The organism is Paenibacillus sp. MMS20-IR301 (assembly GCF_032302195.1).
Taxonomy (GTDB): domain Bacteria; phylum Bacillota; class Bacilli; order Paenibacillales; family Paenibacillaceae; genus Paenibacillus_AQ.
This window is the reverse complement of the sequence record NZ_CP135275.1, coordinates 3,105,735-3,120,754: the sequence shown is the minus strand read 5'-3', so window position 1 is coordinate 3,120,754 and position 15,020 is coordinate 3,105,735. Positions and strand designations below refer to the sequence as shown.

Annotated in this window: 10 protein-coding genes; 5 read left to right on the top strand and 5 right to left on the bottom strand. The window is 52.1% G+C overall.

Features of this window, described 5'->3' with window-relative positions; genetic code table 11:
- Positions 1-11: 11 nt before the first annotated feature.
- Positions 12-1,100, bottom strand: coding sequence for a low temperature requirement protein A (locus tag LOS79_RS13785; protein WP_315420644.1), 1,089 nt, complete (start codon positions 1,098-1,100; stop codon positions 12-14).
- Between the two features lie 182 nt (positions 1,101-1,282).
- On the opposite strand from LOS79_RS13785, the gene LOS79_RS13780 reads away from it, so the two are divergent.
- Both LOS79_RS13780 and LOS79_RS13775 read left to right on the top strand, forming a co-directional pair.
- Positions 1,283-3,118: a UbiD family decarboxylase gene (locus LOS79_RS13780; RefSeq protein ID WP_315420642.1), complete on the top strand. Its 1,836-nt coding sequence runs from the start codon at positions 1,283-1,285 to the stop codon at positions 3,116-3,118.
- Positions 3,119-3,284: 166 nt separating this feature from the next.
- A complete protein-coding gene (locus LOS79_RS13775; RefSeq protein ID WP_315420640.1) occupies positions 3,285-3,497 on the top strand; it encodes a hypothetical protein in 213 nt (70 codons plus the stop codon).
- A gap of 108 nt (positions 3,498-3,605) precedes the next feature.
- On the opposite strand, the gene LOS79_RS13770 is transcribed toward LOS79_RS13775, so the two are convergent.
- Positions 3,606-4,778 carry a copper amine oxidase N-terminal domain-containing protein gene (locus LOS79_RS13770; protein WP_315420638.1) on the bottom strand — a complete coding sequence of 391 codons (1,173 nt, stop codon included), beginning with the start codon at positions 4,776-4,778 and terminating at the stop codon, positions 3,606-3,608.
- A 182-nt stretch (positions 4,779-4,960) separates the two neighbouring features.
- Between LOS79_RS13770 and LOS79_RS13765 the strand changes: the two genes are divergently transcribed.
- The 3 genes from LOS79_RS13765 to LOS79_RS13755 all read left to right on the top strand — a co-directional run bounded on the left by LOS79_RS13765 (position 4,961) and on the right by LOS79_RS13755 (position 10,826).
- On the top strand, positions 4,961-5,524 hold the full coding sequence (locus LOS79_RS13765; RefSeq protein ID WP_315420635.1) for a GNAT family N-acetyltransferase: 564 nt from the start codon (positions 4,961-4,963) through the stop codon (positions 5,522-5,524).
- A gap of 223 nt (positions 5,525-5,747) precedes the next feature.
- A complete protein-coding gene (locus LOS79_RS13760) occupies positions 5,748-9,731 on the top strand; it encodes a PAS domain S-box protein (RefSeq protein ID WP_315420633.1) in 3,984 nt (1,327 codons plus the stop codon).
- Entirely contained in the window at positions 9,732-10,826 is a 1,095-nt protein-coding gene (locus tag LOS79_RS13755) for a response regulator (RefSeq protein WP_315420630.1), read from the top strand.
- Between the two features lie 80 nt (positions 10,827-10,906).
- Here the strand turns inward: LOS79_RS13755 and LOS79_RS13750 are convergent, their stop codons facing one another.
- From LOS79_RS13750 to LOS79_RS13740, 3 genes are all read right to left on the bottom strand, one after another.
- On the bottom strand, positions 10,907-11,815 hold the full coding sequence (locus tag LOS79_RS13750; protein WP_315420627.1) for a haloalkane dehalogenase: 909 nt from the start codon (positions 11,813-11,815) through the stop codon (positions 10,907-10,909).
- Between the two features lie 304 nt (positions 11,816-12,119).
- A complete protein-coding gene (locus LOS79_RS13745; protein ID WP_315420625.1) occupies positions 12,120-13,457 on the bottom strand; it encodes a transcriptional regulator in 1,338 nt (445 codons plus the stop codon).
- Between the two features lie 354 nt (positions 13,458-13,811).
- Positions 13,812-14,969: a glycosyltransferase family 4 protein gene (locus LOS79_RS13740; protein WP_315420623.1), complete on the bottom strand. Its 1,158-nt coding sequence runs from the start codon at positions 14,967-14,969 to the stop codon at positions 13,812-13,814.
- Positions 14,970-15,020: the final 51 nt, after the last annotated feature.

Below are 15,020 nucleotides of genomic sequence, written 5' to 3'. Positions count from 1 at the left end.
ACTTAATTATGCTACGTAGTAATCTTCGCATACACCGCAAAGAACAGGGCCAATTCCCCCATGATCACCGTATTCGGCATATGGATGACGATATCCAGCACATAGGAGCAGACCAGGATGGCGGTGAGCAGCGCCAGATGCATGAAGCCCAGCCGGTGCTGCTTGTGCCTGTAGACATGGAAGACCAGGGTTGTAGATGCGAAGTAGATCAAGACAGACCCGAAGATGAAATTCAGCATCAGCCCGTAATGAAGCTGGTCAAGGAAGAGCAGCTGGATCGACGCGGCCAGCATACATAACGACAAGTAGATAAAGAGATGCCCGTAAATAATCGTCTGTCCGGCAGTTTGCACATGCTGGTCAACCTTTTTCTCCAGGTTGTCATAATACTGCCACCACATTGCGATAATCAGCACAAAGGTCAAGGCTGCGAAGCTGACGGATTGTCCGGTCCAGGTGCTGGACTGCAGAACGGCAAGAATGCTGACTACAGATTCACCAAGCAGGATCAGGGCAAACAGGGAGAAGCGCTCCAGCAGATGATGCGTGTTGGCGGGAGTCTTTACAAGAATCTTCCGTCCGGTCAGCGGGAGCAAGACATCCAGCACAATCCCGGCGTACAGGACGGCATACCGGAGCCAGGAGTCGAAGAACAGCGAGCACGCGGAGATCACGAGCCCGATCCAGAAGCGTGTTCCCAGGTAGCGGGCCGTGTTCCGCAGATGGCCGGTCTCCCTGGCATGCGCATAATGATATTGTACCGCAGTCATGGCACGCAGCCCGAGATAGCCGATCAGGAACGGATAATAATTGGTGTCGAAATCTACAGACAGGCTGGCTGTCATGATCAGTACGAAGAACAGCTGGATGATGAGGAACATCCGGTGCTGTAATGTATCCTGCCCATAGCGGTTCACAAACAGCGTCTGCCCTACCCAGGCCCACCAGATCGGAATGAAAATCAGGACGAATTTGCCCAGTGTCTCCATTGACAGGATCTCATCCTCTACATGCAGCAGCACATGGCTGGCTTTGGATACCGCTGCGACAAACAGCAGATCGTAGAAGAGCTCCAGCCAGGTTACTTTTTTAATGACCATTTGCAAGGCTCCTTTGCCGTTTGTTTATCCGGAGCTGTCCGGTTTACAATTATAATATAGGCACCTTGGAGAGGAAGGCAAGAAATTACTTAAAATTGCAGGTATCTCCCGGCGATTGACCTGGGCGGCGCTCTCATTGATAATATAGAGGTTCATATTCTTTGTAGGATCGGGGTAGAAGCATGTCATATCGCACAATGGAAGAATGTATTATTGACCTGGAGAAGCACGGCCATTTAATTCGCATACATGAGGAAGTTGACCCGCATCTGGAGATGGCGGCAATACATATGAAGGTCTATGAAGCAGGTGGTCCCGCACTGTTATTCGAAAAGGTTAAGGGCTCGAAATACCGTGCGGTATCGAACCTGTTCGGCACTATAGAGCGCAGCAAGTTCATTTTCCGGGATACCTGGGAATCCTCGCAGGCCGTTATTGCCCTGCGCAGTAATCCTATGAAGGCGCTTAAGCAGCCGTTCAGGTATGCCGGGACCGCGCTTGCGGCGAGAAAAGCACTGCCGCTGAAGAAGCAGGGCGGTGTGCCTGCCGGCTTCGGGGAAATCAAGCTATCTGATCTTCCCCAGATCAAGCATTGGCAGGATGACGGCGGTGCCTTCATCACCCTGCCGCAGGTGTATTCGGAAGACCCGGACAAGCCGGGGATTATGAACTCCAATCTTGGAATGTACCGTATCCAGATCAGCGGGAATGAGTATGAGCTGAATAAGGAGGCCGGGGTACATTACCAGATTCACCGCGGCATCGGAATTCATCAGAGTCACGCGAACAAGCGCGGAGAGCCGCTCAAGGTAAGCATCTTCATCGGCGGACCTCCGGCGCATACCTTATCGGCGGTAATGCCGCTGCCGGAGGGCTTGAGCGAGATGACCTTCGCCGGGCTGCTGGCCGGACGCCATTTCCGCTACAGCTATGTGGACGGCTACTGTATCAGCAGTGATGCGGATTTCGTCATTACAGGGGAGATCCATCCAGGCGAGACCAAGCCGGAGGGCCCGTTCGGCGATCATCTGGGCTATTACAGCCTGACCCATCCTTTCCCGGTTCTGAGGGTGCATAAGGTATATGCCAAGCAGGGGGCAATTCTCCCCTTCACCGTTGTCGGACGTCCGCCGCAAGAGGACACCGCCTTCGGCGAGCTGATTCATGAGCTGACCGGCGGAGCCATCCAATCGGAGGTCCCCGGAGTCAAAGAGGTGCATGCGGTAGACGCTTCCGGTGTGCACCCGCTGCTCTTCGCTATCGGCAGTGAACGGTATACACCGTATCAGCAGCTTAAGCAGCCGGCGGAGCTTCTGACGATTGCTAACCGGATTCTCGGAACAGGACAGCTTAGTCTGGCGAAGTATCTGTTCATTACAGCGGAAGAGGACCGCCCGGTAAGCACGCATGATATTCCCGGATTCCTGGCGTATATTCTGGAGCGGATTAATCTGCGCCGTGATATACATTTCCAGACGAATACAACCATTGATACCCTGGATTATTCCGGTACCGGGATAAATACCGGGAGCAAGGTGATTTTTGCGGCGGTTGGAGAGCAAAAACGGAGCCTCTGTACAGAAGTGCCGGAGCTTCTGCACGCGCAGCAGGACTGGGGGCCGGCGGCGCTGATTCTGCCGGGTATTGTGGCGCTGCAGGGTAAGCCGTTCCAAGATTACTCAGCAGCAGCGCAGGAATTTGCCGGCTTAAGTGCTGCGCTCTCAGCTCAGGGAATGCCGGATTCCTGCCCGATGATTATTGTGTGTGATGACAGCCGTTTCCTGTCCGGACATCATAATAATTTCCTCTGGGCGACCTTCACCCGGAGTAACCCTTCCCATGATATCTACGGGGTGAACAGTACAGTGGAGCATAAGCACTGGGGCTGTGATAATGTCATTATCGATGCCCGGGTGAAGCCGCATCAGGCACCGCCGTTAATTGAAGATCCAGAGGTGCAACACAATATTCAGCGGATCTTTGCTCCAGGCGCGAGCCTGGGCGGAATGAACAAGTAGCGGAATGTACGCTGTACCGTGAAGAACCCCGTCTGCAGCCCTTTATAATTAGGGGCAGACGGGGTTTTGTATCCTTTTGTAAAATAAAAAATCCTGTTAAATATTTCATGGCAAAAGCTGACGCATTATGACACAATAGAGAAAATGCTGAAAGGAGCTATCTGCTATGGAACAGACAAACCATACTCTGATACTTGATCTGCTGGATGTACATAACATCAGGGTAAATGTGGAAGACAACAGGATGTCATTTGTTGAGGCAGTAGAGACAGAAGCGCGTACTCAAGGTGTTCAGGTGTCAGGTGCCAAGGAAGTCGTATTACCCGAGAAGCATCTGTATTTGAAGGACAACATTATGGAAGCATTGCACAGTTTGTAGCATCGCTGCTGGTCGCTCGGTTCGAGGGCCTTTTTTTATGCGCATATTACCGCGTTTTAACTCCTTGCCCACCGGCCTTGGCCGGCGGGCTTTTTAATATTATGGAGGTTACTCCGTACCCGCAAGAGTATACGTATATACCTCGTCCTTGCCGTTAACCATGTTGCGGGCCTTGAAGGTGAACACATCACCATCCCGCTTGATCAGGTAAAGATAATCCCCTGGGAACATGGAGTCCGGCTGCTCTACCTGCTGCTGGCGGCTGGGATTCAGCAGTTCTTTGTACAGCAGAGTCTGTTCGCCGGTCGAACGGTTGACAAGCGTGAGGAAGGCGTTGTTAGAGGGGCGGACCAACAGCACATCGGGATAGACCGCTTCAACATTATAGTAGACATCGCGTGTTACGCTAGTACCCAGCAGCTCAGGCAAATCTATCGTCTCGGCTACTGCGCACGTTCCATCCTCGATCAGCCTAAGTGTCTGCCGGTCATTCATGACCAGCTTGCCGTCAGCCCAGACTGCAGCCTCGCCGAAGGTAGTATGGAAATCGGTATGCCCCTGGCGGAGGATGCTGCCATTCTTCAATAGATAGCTGTAATACTCAACATGGATATGAGGTTCACCGTAGTTATTGCTGATCTGCAGCAGTGTAAGACCGGCAGGTGTACGCTCAAAGGTGAAGTCAACGAGATCCAGGCCGTAGCCCAGTGTGGCAAGCCTGGTTTTCTTATTCTGTTTCGAAGTTACATAGAGCTCTCCGCTGTCAAGCGACAAGGAGTAGACCTGACCTTCATAGGTTTCAGAATAGCTGCGGTACATATGCAGGCGGTTCAGCAGCAGTGTTTTGGCTGCAGGATCCCAGACTACCGGCCCGCCTTCCATGGCTTTGGCCAGAAATTTGGCGGGAACATACAATTCCTTGTTGTACATGTAAGGAGCGCCGTCCAGGGAGATCTTGTTCCCGTCGAGTACCCCGCTGATGCTGCCAAGCTTTACCTGGAAGCTTTTGTTCCAGCCGGTGAATGACGCGGTTTTACTTGAATTGTTCCAGGCAATCTCGATTCCCGCAATCTTGACCAGACTGGCAGGCATATAGGAGACACCGTTCTTAATCTGGGCCTTGCTTATTGCCGATCCGGTTATGTCCAGTCCGTTGCTGAAGGTGATTTGAATCTGGACTTCGGAAGCGGACTTGGCTGCTGAGGCCGGAGCGGCAGGGATGCTGAAAGCGAGTGCGAATGCCAGTGCAGGTAGAAGCAGTAATTTGGGTTTAATTTTCATAGTTTCCGTCCTTTCGGTTATTTGTAGGTATAGACGTGGATTGGAAAAAAATGTTTCGTATATTTGTAAGAAAATGGACCGATTCAGTACCGGATACACTGGATTTCTATCGGATGTGCTTATAAGATGAAAAAAGCGGCAGAATCACACTCTCTATGCGTACAAAAACGGGGGAATGACAAATGGAAGAATTCGCAACGGAGCGGTTAATCATCCGGCGCTTCAGGGCTGGGGACGGAGAGGATCTGCATGATTATCTGTCTCAGGAGGAAGTTGTGAGATTTGAGCCTTACGGTGTATATGATGAAGCATCAAGCAAGACTGAGGCCGTGCGGCGGGCTGATGATCCGGCTTTTTGGGCTGTGTGTCTGAAGGATAGCGGTAAGCTGATCGGAAACTTGTATTTTCAGCAGCAGGACCCTCCGCAGTTTCAGACCTGGATGCTGGGGTATGTGTTTAACGGCCGGTATCAGGGTTGCGGGTATGCGGTGGAGGCTTGCCGCAAGCTGCTTACGTACGGGTTCGGCACGCTTGGAATCAGGCGGGTGACTGCATTTTGCAATCCGGATAATCACCGATCATGGCATTTGCTGGAGCGGCTGAAGCTGCGCCGGGAAGGGCATTTTCTGCAGACCGGGTATTTCAAGCATGATGAATACGGCAATCCGAGATGGCATAATACTTATGCCTATGGCGTGCTCGGAAGCGAGTGGATGGAAGCGCATCAGGCGGAAACGGCGGAATGACGGTGTGTAACCTGTAGATTTCATTAGAAGCTTCCCGGATAACCGGGAGGTTTTTTTGCATTTAATAGATTTCCGGTTTTCGGCGGGAATAGCTAAGTATTTTGCTGAACAATGTCGAAAAAAAAGGTAGAGGGACGATGACATCTGCGTATAGAATAGATAGGCACAGATTTCCTTTTGCAGGGATGGAAAATAGATAGAGGCAAGGGTGGTTGGCATTGGGATGGAGAGATATAGAGCTAACAGATTATTAGGGGGACTGGCGGTCTACTTGGCAGCCTATCTGGTGTCAGTGCTGCTGGATATCCGCCCCCTGTGGGGAATTCTTACGATTATCACGCCAATGCTGGTCTGCATCTATTACCGGGTATCAGGCCCTCCGCCATCACTGCTGAAACGGCCGCTGCGGCTGATCCAGTTCGGCTTCTTCCTGTGGGTAATCTGTAATGCGCTATTGATTATAGGCCAATATGGCTTCAAATTCGGCAGGGAGGATACTTCGGCGTTCACTCTTACTATCCTGACTTTCTACTGCGTTACCCGGATTTTTATACTGATTGCGGCTTTGCAGCTGTACGGCATCTTCAAGCGCGGCATGAATAAGCTGCAGGTGCTGTGGGATCAGATTACGACACTGGAATGTATTGTGGGCAGCGTCTGGTTTGTTTTCTTTCAGGACGGATTCTCACCGTTGACGGAGATGAATTACCGCAGCCTGATTCTGTTCTTCTATCTGCTGGTTCCGCTGCTGACGCTGGCTGCGCTCATGCTGGTCTGGGTATATATGAGGCGTGAATACCTTAATTCGGGATTTATACTGCTGACGTTCTCGCTGTCCATGATTTCTTGTCTGGATCTGATGCAGGCGCTCAGTGATGGAATTATTTCGGGCTATCCTATAGACGGATTCTATAAAATATCAGTATTATGTGCCGCCGCCAGCGGAATTCTGCTCTATAAGTATCCGAAACAGGCAGTACAGGAAGCGGATGAACAACAGCCGGAGGCGGAGGGGCGGACGTTAAAGGGCGGGATACTGTTCCTGGCTTATCCGGCGCTTGTCTTCGTAATCAAAGGGTTCTCAGTGTATGTGTTCCTGTATTTCACTATTATTATTATGGCTTATTTCATCGTACGGCTGTACGCCAAACAGATCAATAACACCAGGAAGCTGCTTGAGACGGAAAGAGAGTACAGTGAGAAGCTGAAACTTTATATGGACGTTGTTGAGCAATCTCCCCTGTCTATTGTAATTACCGATAAGGACACCCGGATAGAATACATAAACCCCTACTTCACTGAGGTTACGGGTTATACATTGGAGGAGGTCGTCGGTAAAACACCGGGCATTCTGAAATCGAACAAAACCAGCCGGGAAACCTACCGTAATTTGTGGGAGACTCTTAAGCTTGAAGGAAAATGGCAGGGGGAATTCATCAACCGCAAGAAGAGCGGTGAAGAATACACCGAAGCTGTAATTATCTCATCCATAACTAATGATAACGGAGAGACTACGCATTATGTAGGCATTAAGGAGAATGTCTCAGAGTATAAAAGAATCAAAAAAGAGCTTTCCGATCAGCTGTATTTCACCTCCCAGCTGGTGGATACTTTGCCGCACCCGATGCTGTATATGGATGCTGAAGGGAATTTCTTCGGCTGTAATACAGCCTATGAGGAAGCCTTCCAGGTATCCCGCGAGGTGTTGACGGGAACCCCGATGTCCGATCTGCCCTATCTCTCCAGTAAGGATCTGGGCATCATTAATGAGATGAAAGAGGAAGTGATAATCAGCGGGCAGCCGGTGAACCGGCAGGTGCAGCGGGAATTCGCGTCCGGGGAAGTGCATGATATCCTGTATTCATTGTCGGCCTATCATCTGTCAGACGGTACGGTTGGCGGATATATGGGAATTCTGACGGATATCAGCGTAATGAAGTCCAAGGAGAAGGAGCTGCTTAACAGCCGTAATTTCCTCGATGCCATCATTAACCACATTCCGGTCATGATCACTGTCAAAGAAGCGCAGACCCTGAAGATCTTCAAGGCTAATCAGGCCGGGGCCGCTTTTGTCGGCTTCACTCCGGAGGAGATGGAAGGCAAGGATAATTATGATCTGTTTCCAAGGGAGCTTGCGAGCAGGCTGAACAGCAGTGACCGGAAAGTGCTGGATACGGGTAAATTTTTCAGTGAAATTGAAATTAATACAGACGATGCCGAGCTGTGCAATCTGAAGTATGTCCTGACCTCAAAGGTACCGCTGCTGGATTCGGACGGCACCCCGCTGTATCTGCTAAGTGTATCCGAGGATATTACCGAGGTGAAGCGTAAGGAGGAGGAGCTGAAGTTCGCGCTTAATCTGGCTGAAGAAGCAACAGCTGCCAAGTCCCAGTTCCTGGCCAATATGAGCCACGAGATCCGGACGCCGATGAATGCGATTATCGGTATGGCCCATCTTGCACTCAAGACAGACCTTGATCCTAAACAGAAGGATTATATTTCTAAAATCCATAATGCCGGTACTTCGCTGCTTGGCATTATTAATGAAATTCTTGATTTCTCTAAGGTGGAATCAGGCCGGCTGGAGCTGGAGAATATAGATTTCGAGCTGCCGGATGTGATCGGGCATGCGATAGATCTATCAGGCCAGTCAGCGCAGGACAAGGGCCTGAGGCTGTCGGTCGAGATTCCTCCCGAGGTTCCCTTCCAGCTGAGCGGTGATCCGCTGCGGCTGGGACAGATTCTTACTAACCTGCTTAGCAATGCTGTCAAATTCACCGAGAAAGGTGAAGTAGTGGTGATTGTGGAGCGGATCACGATGGTAGACAGTATGCTGAAGCTGAAATTCAGCGTACGTGATACCGGTATGGGGATGAGCAAGGAGACGGAAGGCAAGCTGTTCCAGGCCTTCACGCAGGCAGACAGCTCCACCACCCGGAGATTCGGCGGAACGGGGCTCGGGCTTGCTATTAGCCGTAAGCTGGTCGAGGTGATGGGCGGCAGCCTGTGGGTGGAGAGCGAGGAAGGGCAGGGAAGCACCTTCTCCTTCACGGCCTGGTTCGGAATGCCTTCTGCACCCGAGCATGGCTCAAGATTATCCGGTCCCCAGGCGGGCGTTCATGACAAGGATTACGGCCTGGGCGGTGTGCGGGTACTGCTGGTAGAGGACCATGAGATTAATCAGCAGATCGCAGCCGAGCTGCTGTTAAGCCAAGGCATGGTCGTTGACATCGCCGGCAACGGAGCGGAGGCGGTACGGAGGATTGCCGAGATGCATGAGGAGCTGCCGTATCAGCTGGTGCTGATGGACCTGCAGATGCCGGTGATGGACGGATTCGAAGCGGCGCGGACGATCAGGGAAACGGAGGCGGCCCTCCCGATCATCGCTATGACGGCACGGACCATGCATGAGGAACGGGAGCGTAGCTACGAGGCGGGAATGAATGGTCATGTTGCCAAGCCCATTGACCCGGATATTCTGTTCGCTAAGATCCGCAGATGGACGACAGATGCCCACAAAGAGAATCCGCAGGAGACCGCGGAGCCTGAAGGTATTCAGCAGCCGGAGCTGCCGAGGGCTGCCGGATTGTTTATGGAGGGCATTGATACCGAGAACGGCTTGCGCCGGGTCGGAAATAACGAGGAGCTGTATCTCAGGCTGCTGGTGAAATATTCAGAGAGCCAGCGGGGAACGGTGAAGCAGATGCGCAGCTTCATCAGGCAGGAGGATGATGCGGCAGTATATATGCTGGCCCACAGCCTGAAGGGGGTAGCCGGTAATTTAGGCGTCAGGGAAGTCCAGTTTCTGGCGGATACCCTTGGCCGGATGGCGAACTACCAGGATCAGCCGGAGAAGGTGGAGCGTCTGCTGCAGCTTCTGGATACAGCGGTACAGGAGAGCTGTACCGCGATCCGCAGGCACTGGGAATCTGCTGTGAGGGCTGCTGCCGCAGCAGCAGTAGAGGAAACGGTAAATGACGGTCAGCCGCCGGGACAGATTGCCGGGAAGCTGCTTGGCCTGCTGAAGGACAGTGACAGTGAAGCGGTCGACTACTTCATTTCGGTACGCAGTCTGCTGGCAGAGCTCCTGATCCCGGGGCAGCTTGAGGAACTCACTGACTTCCTGAACCGGTTCGAATATGAGAGTGCAATTGAGATCGTTGAAACGGCCATCAGAGAAAGTAATAATGAACAGAGGTTGATATAAATGCTGGATGCTAGACCAGTAATACTGGTTGTTGACGATACACCAGATAATATCTCACTCCTCAGCGGCTTGCTGAAGGAGCAATATAAAGTGAAGGTTGCCACCAATGGGGAGAAGGCTCTGCAGGTAGCCAAGGCTGCGCCGCCTGATCTGATTCTGCTGGACATTATGATGCCGGTTATGGACGGCTATGAGACCTGCCGCAGACTGAAGGACGATGAGGCGCTCCGGGATATTCCGGTAATTTTTCTGACGGCGAAGGAAGAAGTGGAGGATGAGAATCTGGGCTTTGATCTCGGAGCTGTTGATTATATTACGAAGCCGATCAGCTCGCCCATCCTGCTCTCGCGTGTCAAGAACCATCTTGCCCTGAAGCAGACGAAGGATTTCCTTGCAGACAAAAATGCCTTTCTGGAAGCTGAAATTACCCGGCGGATTAAAGAGATTTCGCTGATCCAGGAGGTGTCGATCATGGCGATGGCGGCGCTTGCTGAAATGCGTGATTCGGAGACGGGGAATCATATCCAAAGGACGAAGCTGTATATTGAAGAACTGGCTACCCAGCTGGCCAAAACCGAGAAATATGCGGAAGTGCTGAATCCGGAGCAGATCGGACTGATCGTAACCTCGGCTCCGCTGCATGATATCGGCAAGGTCGGTATTCCCGACCATATCCTGCTGAAGCCGGGCGCCCTGACGCATGAGGAATTTGAAGTGATGAAGACGCACACCACCCTCGGACGGGAAGCTATTCTGCGGGCAGAGCGGCTGATGGACCGTGAGGAGACCTTCCTGCGGTTCGCAAAGGAAATCATATACTGTCATCATGAGAAATGGAACGGAACCGGTTACCCCGAGCAGATCTCCGGAGAGCAGATTCCGCTGTCCGCCCGGCTGATGGCGATAGCCGATGTCTACGATGCGCTTACGAGCAAACGGGTCTATAAAGACGCGATGCCGCATGAGCGGGCGGTAGAGATTATTACCGGAGATGCCGGTGTGCATTTCGATCCGGACATCGTGAAGGTATTCGTGAAGAATAAGCATAAATTCAAGGAGATTGCTGATAGATACACCAGTGAGCTGGTAGGTTAAGCTTGACTGGAGCCGGCAGAACATGTATAGAGCCTGTTTCATTCCCCGAAGGGGTGAAACAGGCTTTATTTGCGCTGCCTCTATTCCATTCGCTGCAGCCACTCAGACAAGCAGGCGATGACAGCCTGCGGCTGCTCCTCGGCCAGGTGATGAAACCCGGTGCCGACTGATTGTGCAGTCAGATTCGGCAGATGCTCCCGGCACCAGTTGACCTGCGGTTCACGTACATTACAGCCGGGGTCGGCATAGAGCAGCAGCTTCGGAACAGCGGCAGCAGTAAACCAGAGATTGCGTTCCTCTACGGCCTGCACAACCTCGGAGGGTTGTCCGAAAACCGGAATCTGGTTCGGAAATACCCACAGCGGCTTACGGGTCTGCGGGTCCAGGAACGGCTCGCGGTAATGCTCCAGCTCTTCCATGCTGATCTTGCGGTTAATGACCGTATGAAGCATGCCTTCAATGAACACATTGTTATCGCGCATGAAAGGCCAGCCCTGCCCGGGATCACGGAGCTGCTGGAACAGCTCCACCGCTTCCGGCGGCGAGAACTCCGACCAGTCTGCACAGGGGCGGAGTGCTTGCGGTTCAAGCAGGGCGATTCCCCTGATTTTGTCCTGGTGGCGCATGGCATAATGCAGGCCGATGGCTGCGCCCCAGTCATGGCCGACGATAGTCAGGCGGCTCAGCTTAAGCTTCTCTATGAACTGCTCAATATATCCGGCTTGCACTAAGAAGCTATAACCGGTACCGGGCTTGTCCGAGCGGCCCATTCCCATCAGGTCTACAGCAATACAGCGTCCGTAACCCTCAAGCCGGGGAATGATATTGCGCCAGGTGTAGGAAGAGGTCGGGTTGCCGTGCAGAAACAGAATAGGGTCACCTTTCCCCTGGTCAATATAATGCAGCCTGTGTCCGTTCACTTCCTGATAATGTGATTCGAAGGGGAAATCCGTGCGGAGCACGAATTCTTCCGGATTAGTGTTCGTCATACAGCATCAGCTCCTTGAGTAAACGTTGAATTCTGGCCTGATCATATCATATCCGGCAGGTTTTTTATTATAACGGGCTGACCTTGATTAAGGTAGCAGAAATTGACCCGTGAAATAGGATAGAAAAACGGCACCCCGCAAGGAGGCGCCGCTTATAATTGATGTTGTTATTATGGAAGGAATGCGTGATTTCCCGGCTTAGCCTTCACCTGCACCATGCCCCATGGTACGGAACAACGGCGGATTATATCTGTCAGCCGGGAGAAGGGGATTTCCGGCCGGTAAAATAAGTACTAGCAGCAAACTAACTGAAGCCATCGCCATGATGATTTTTTTGGTCATTTAATTCCTGCACCTCTCTGATTAGGTTTTTGTAGGATACTTTCTCATGCTGGCTGGCTTGATGCCGGTGCTGTTCAAATAAATCGACACATTTAATTATCAGGCTTTCGTTATTAATTTTAACGGATGATTCCAAACCGGTTAATATTACTTTAATTCCATCCGGATGATTTTGAGATAAATAGTACGCAGCCAGCTCCGTGAGGAATCTGGCATGCTGATTCGCCATGATCTGCGAAGTATAGTTACCAAACAGAGAGTGGTCCGGTCCGGAAGGAACATATGCAGAGAACCGTTCCAGGATATCATCAATATTCCAGGCGTAGCGGTTTGCCGATTTGATAATATTGTAGACCGCTGTAAAAATCTGCCCCTCATGGGCGGATATATACTCCACATACTCTTGAAGGATAGCTTGTTCTCCTGCCATAACACGGTAAAGGTACTCATTGGCTGTACCCCACAAGTTAAACTGATTCAGCGTGCGCTGTACCTCCTCGTTGTCTTCCTGAATCCAGCTCCCATCCATATATAAAGGGATCAGCCTCAGCGCCTCGGGGTAATTGCCGTACTCCTCCTGAACACTGGAACGCATCAGATGTGAGTACAGAATATAGAAATACAGAGGTTTCTCAGGGGACTTCTCCTTACGTTCCTTGCGGTCAGAGCGATGAAGATGATTGTAGCTGAGCGCAGCCAGCCGGTGCATCTCCACGGCCAGCTCATCCACCTTGGCCCACTTATGCAGAGAATAGTAAGCATGCATCAGGTGCTTCAGTCCGTCAAGCTGATCGGCTATTTCCAGCCGGTTAAGGTAGCATTCGAAGAGTAGCGCTGCCTGTAAATTGCGGCTCTGACTGTCACTGAGGGCAATCCGGAATAGACGGTACTGGCAAACGGCAAGCCGCTCGGAATGCTGATACTTCTCGCTGGTGCTCACATTTCTGTATAATACTTCAGCTGCCTTCCATTGTCCTTCCTGAAACAGGCTTTCAGCCACTTCAAACAGCATGGGGGCATAGGCCAGATTATCGAGCAGACGCTTGACCACCTGTTCAATGCAGTCGAGGCGTCCCAGCTCAGCACAGCTTAGAATGAACGGGTGCAGACGCCGCCAGGTCGGTGCCGAGAAATAAAAGCATTCGTCCACGTACAGGCTGTAGAAATAGTCCTTCGGCAATCCCATTCCTTGTGTAATTAACCCCAAATGGCTCATAGCAAAAGGCTGCTGGCCGCTAAGCAGACGGCTGAGTGTTCCGGAGTTAATGCCCGTCTGAATGGAAAGTTGATTGATGGACATGTGTTGTGAATAGAGATAAGCCTCAATATGACCGCGTATCGTGGTAGCAGGCTCCAAGAAAACACCACCCAATCCAATTCCATTTTTTAGGCCCTTAAGTTTATAAGTGTATGATATTAGTCATTATACCATTGGTCAATAGAATGATAGGTAGAAACAGTGAACTTAGTAAAAAAGTAAATGATTAACCCCGTGATCTATTTAGTATCTATACAGCATCAGGAAATGCGGAATCCTTTCCCAAAAAGCCCGTGCCTGCATACGCAAACAGAGACCGCATCCAATGGATACGGTCTCCAGAATACTTGAATATACCAGCTGAACATCTGAGTACCCGAGAGGACATAGCGCCTCTTAAGCTGTAAAAATATCTGTTCTGCCCTTAATCCTGCGGTTTTCAATCACCTCGGCATAATTGTCAATCAGGCCGTCAAAAATAGTGTCCCACGAGCGTCTGAGCGCAAGGCGACGCCCTTCGCGGCCCATGGATGTCCGCCGACTGTGCTGAGCAGCCAGCTCAGCAATCCCGTGCGCCATCGCCACCGGATCGCGGGGGGCGAACAGGCTCCCGGTGGCACCGGGAACGACCAGCTCCCTGGTGCCGCCGGCATCTGCGGCAACCACCGGCAGGCCCGAAGCCATGGCTTCGAGCACGACATTGCCGAACGTTTCCGTGCACGATGGGAAGACGAAGAGATCTGCCGAGGCGTACAGCTCCGCCAGCTCTTCGCCATGCTTCGCACCGGTGAATATGACATTCTCGGGTGCCTGCGGCCGCAGCTCGGGCAGCAGCGGCCCGTCTCCGACGATCAGCAGCTGCACTTGGCTGCGCGTGGATTCCGGCAGCAGCTGCATGGCGCCGAGCAGGGTGGTGAGGTCTTTTTCCGGGGCAATCCGCCCGACATAGAGCAGCAGCAGAGAAGCGCCGCTGCCGTAACGCTCCCGCAGGTCTGTGCTCCGCTTCTCCGGCGAGTAGAGATGGCAATCAACACCACGGGACCACAGCCGCAGTCCGCTGAACCCCTCTCCGCGCAGAGAGGCGATAGTCTCCTCAGAGGGAGCGAGCACAGCATCGCAGGAACGGTGAAACCACTTCATGTACTTCCAGTAGAGCGGAATCATGCCCCGCATCCGGTAGTATTCCAGGTAACGGTCGAAATGGGTGTGATAGGAGGCGACATGGGGAAGCTGCCGCTTGCGGGCATAACGGAGGCCGGCCAGGCCAATGTTGAACGGGGTAGCCAAATGGAGCAAATCCGGGGCGAAAGCATTCAGATCATGCTGGATGGCAGACATACCCGGGAGGGCGAGCCTGCACTCGGGGTACAGGAAAAAAGGGATGCTGGCAATGGGCCGGACGGGGTCAGGATAGCTGTTCTCCGGGGCAGATCTAGGAGTGAACAGCAGATGCTCGATTCCCCGGCGGTGCAAATGCTCTGTTAACCGGCCAAGTGTACGGGCTACACCATTCGTTTGCGGAAGAAAAGTATCCGTGAATACTGCCAGACGCATCGGTATCCCTCCCAGTATTCTTGTTGCCCTGAGCATAACAGGCGAATATTT

Coding starts and splice junctions, on each gene's coding strand:
- LOS79_RS13785 (WP_315420644.1), bottom strand. CDS start 1,100: ATGGTCATTAAAAAAGTAACCTGGCTGGAGCTCTTCTACGATCTGCTG.
- LOS79_RS13745 (WP_315420625.1), bottom strand. CDS start 13,457: ATGTCCATCAATCAACTTTCCATTCAGACGGGCATTAACTCCGGAACA.
- LOS79_RS13765 (WP_315420635.1), top strand. CDS start 4,961: ATGGAAGAATTCGCAACGGAGCGGTTAATCATCCGGCGCTTCAGGGCT.
- LOS79_RS13780 (WP_315420642.1), top strand. CDS start 1,283: ATGTCATATCGCACAATGGAAGAATGTATTATTGACCTGGAGAAGCAC.
- LOS79_RS13755 (WP_315420630.1), top strand. CDS start 9,732: ATGCTGGATGCTAGACCAGTAATACTGGTTGTTGACGATACACCAGAT.
- LOS79_RS13750 (WP_315420627.1), bottom strand. CDS start 11,815: ATGACGAACACTAATCCGGAAGAATTCGTGCTCCGCACGGATTTCCCC.
- LOS79_RS13775 (WP_315420640.1), top strand. CDS start 3,285: ATGGAACAGACAAACCATACTCTGATACTTGATCTGCTGGATGTACAT.
- LOS79_RS13770 (WP_315420638.1), bottom strand. CDS start 4,778: ATGAAAATTAAACCCAAATTACTGCTTCTACCTGCACTGGCATTCGCA.
- LOS79_RS13760 (WP_315420633.1), top strand. CDS start 5,748: ATGGAGAGATATAGAGCTAACAGATTATTAGGGGGACTGGCGGTCTAC.
- LOS79_RS13740 (WP_315420623.1), bottom strand. CDS start 14,969: ATGCGTCTGGCAGTATTCACGGATACTTTTCTTCCGCAAACGAATGGT.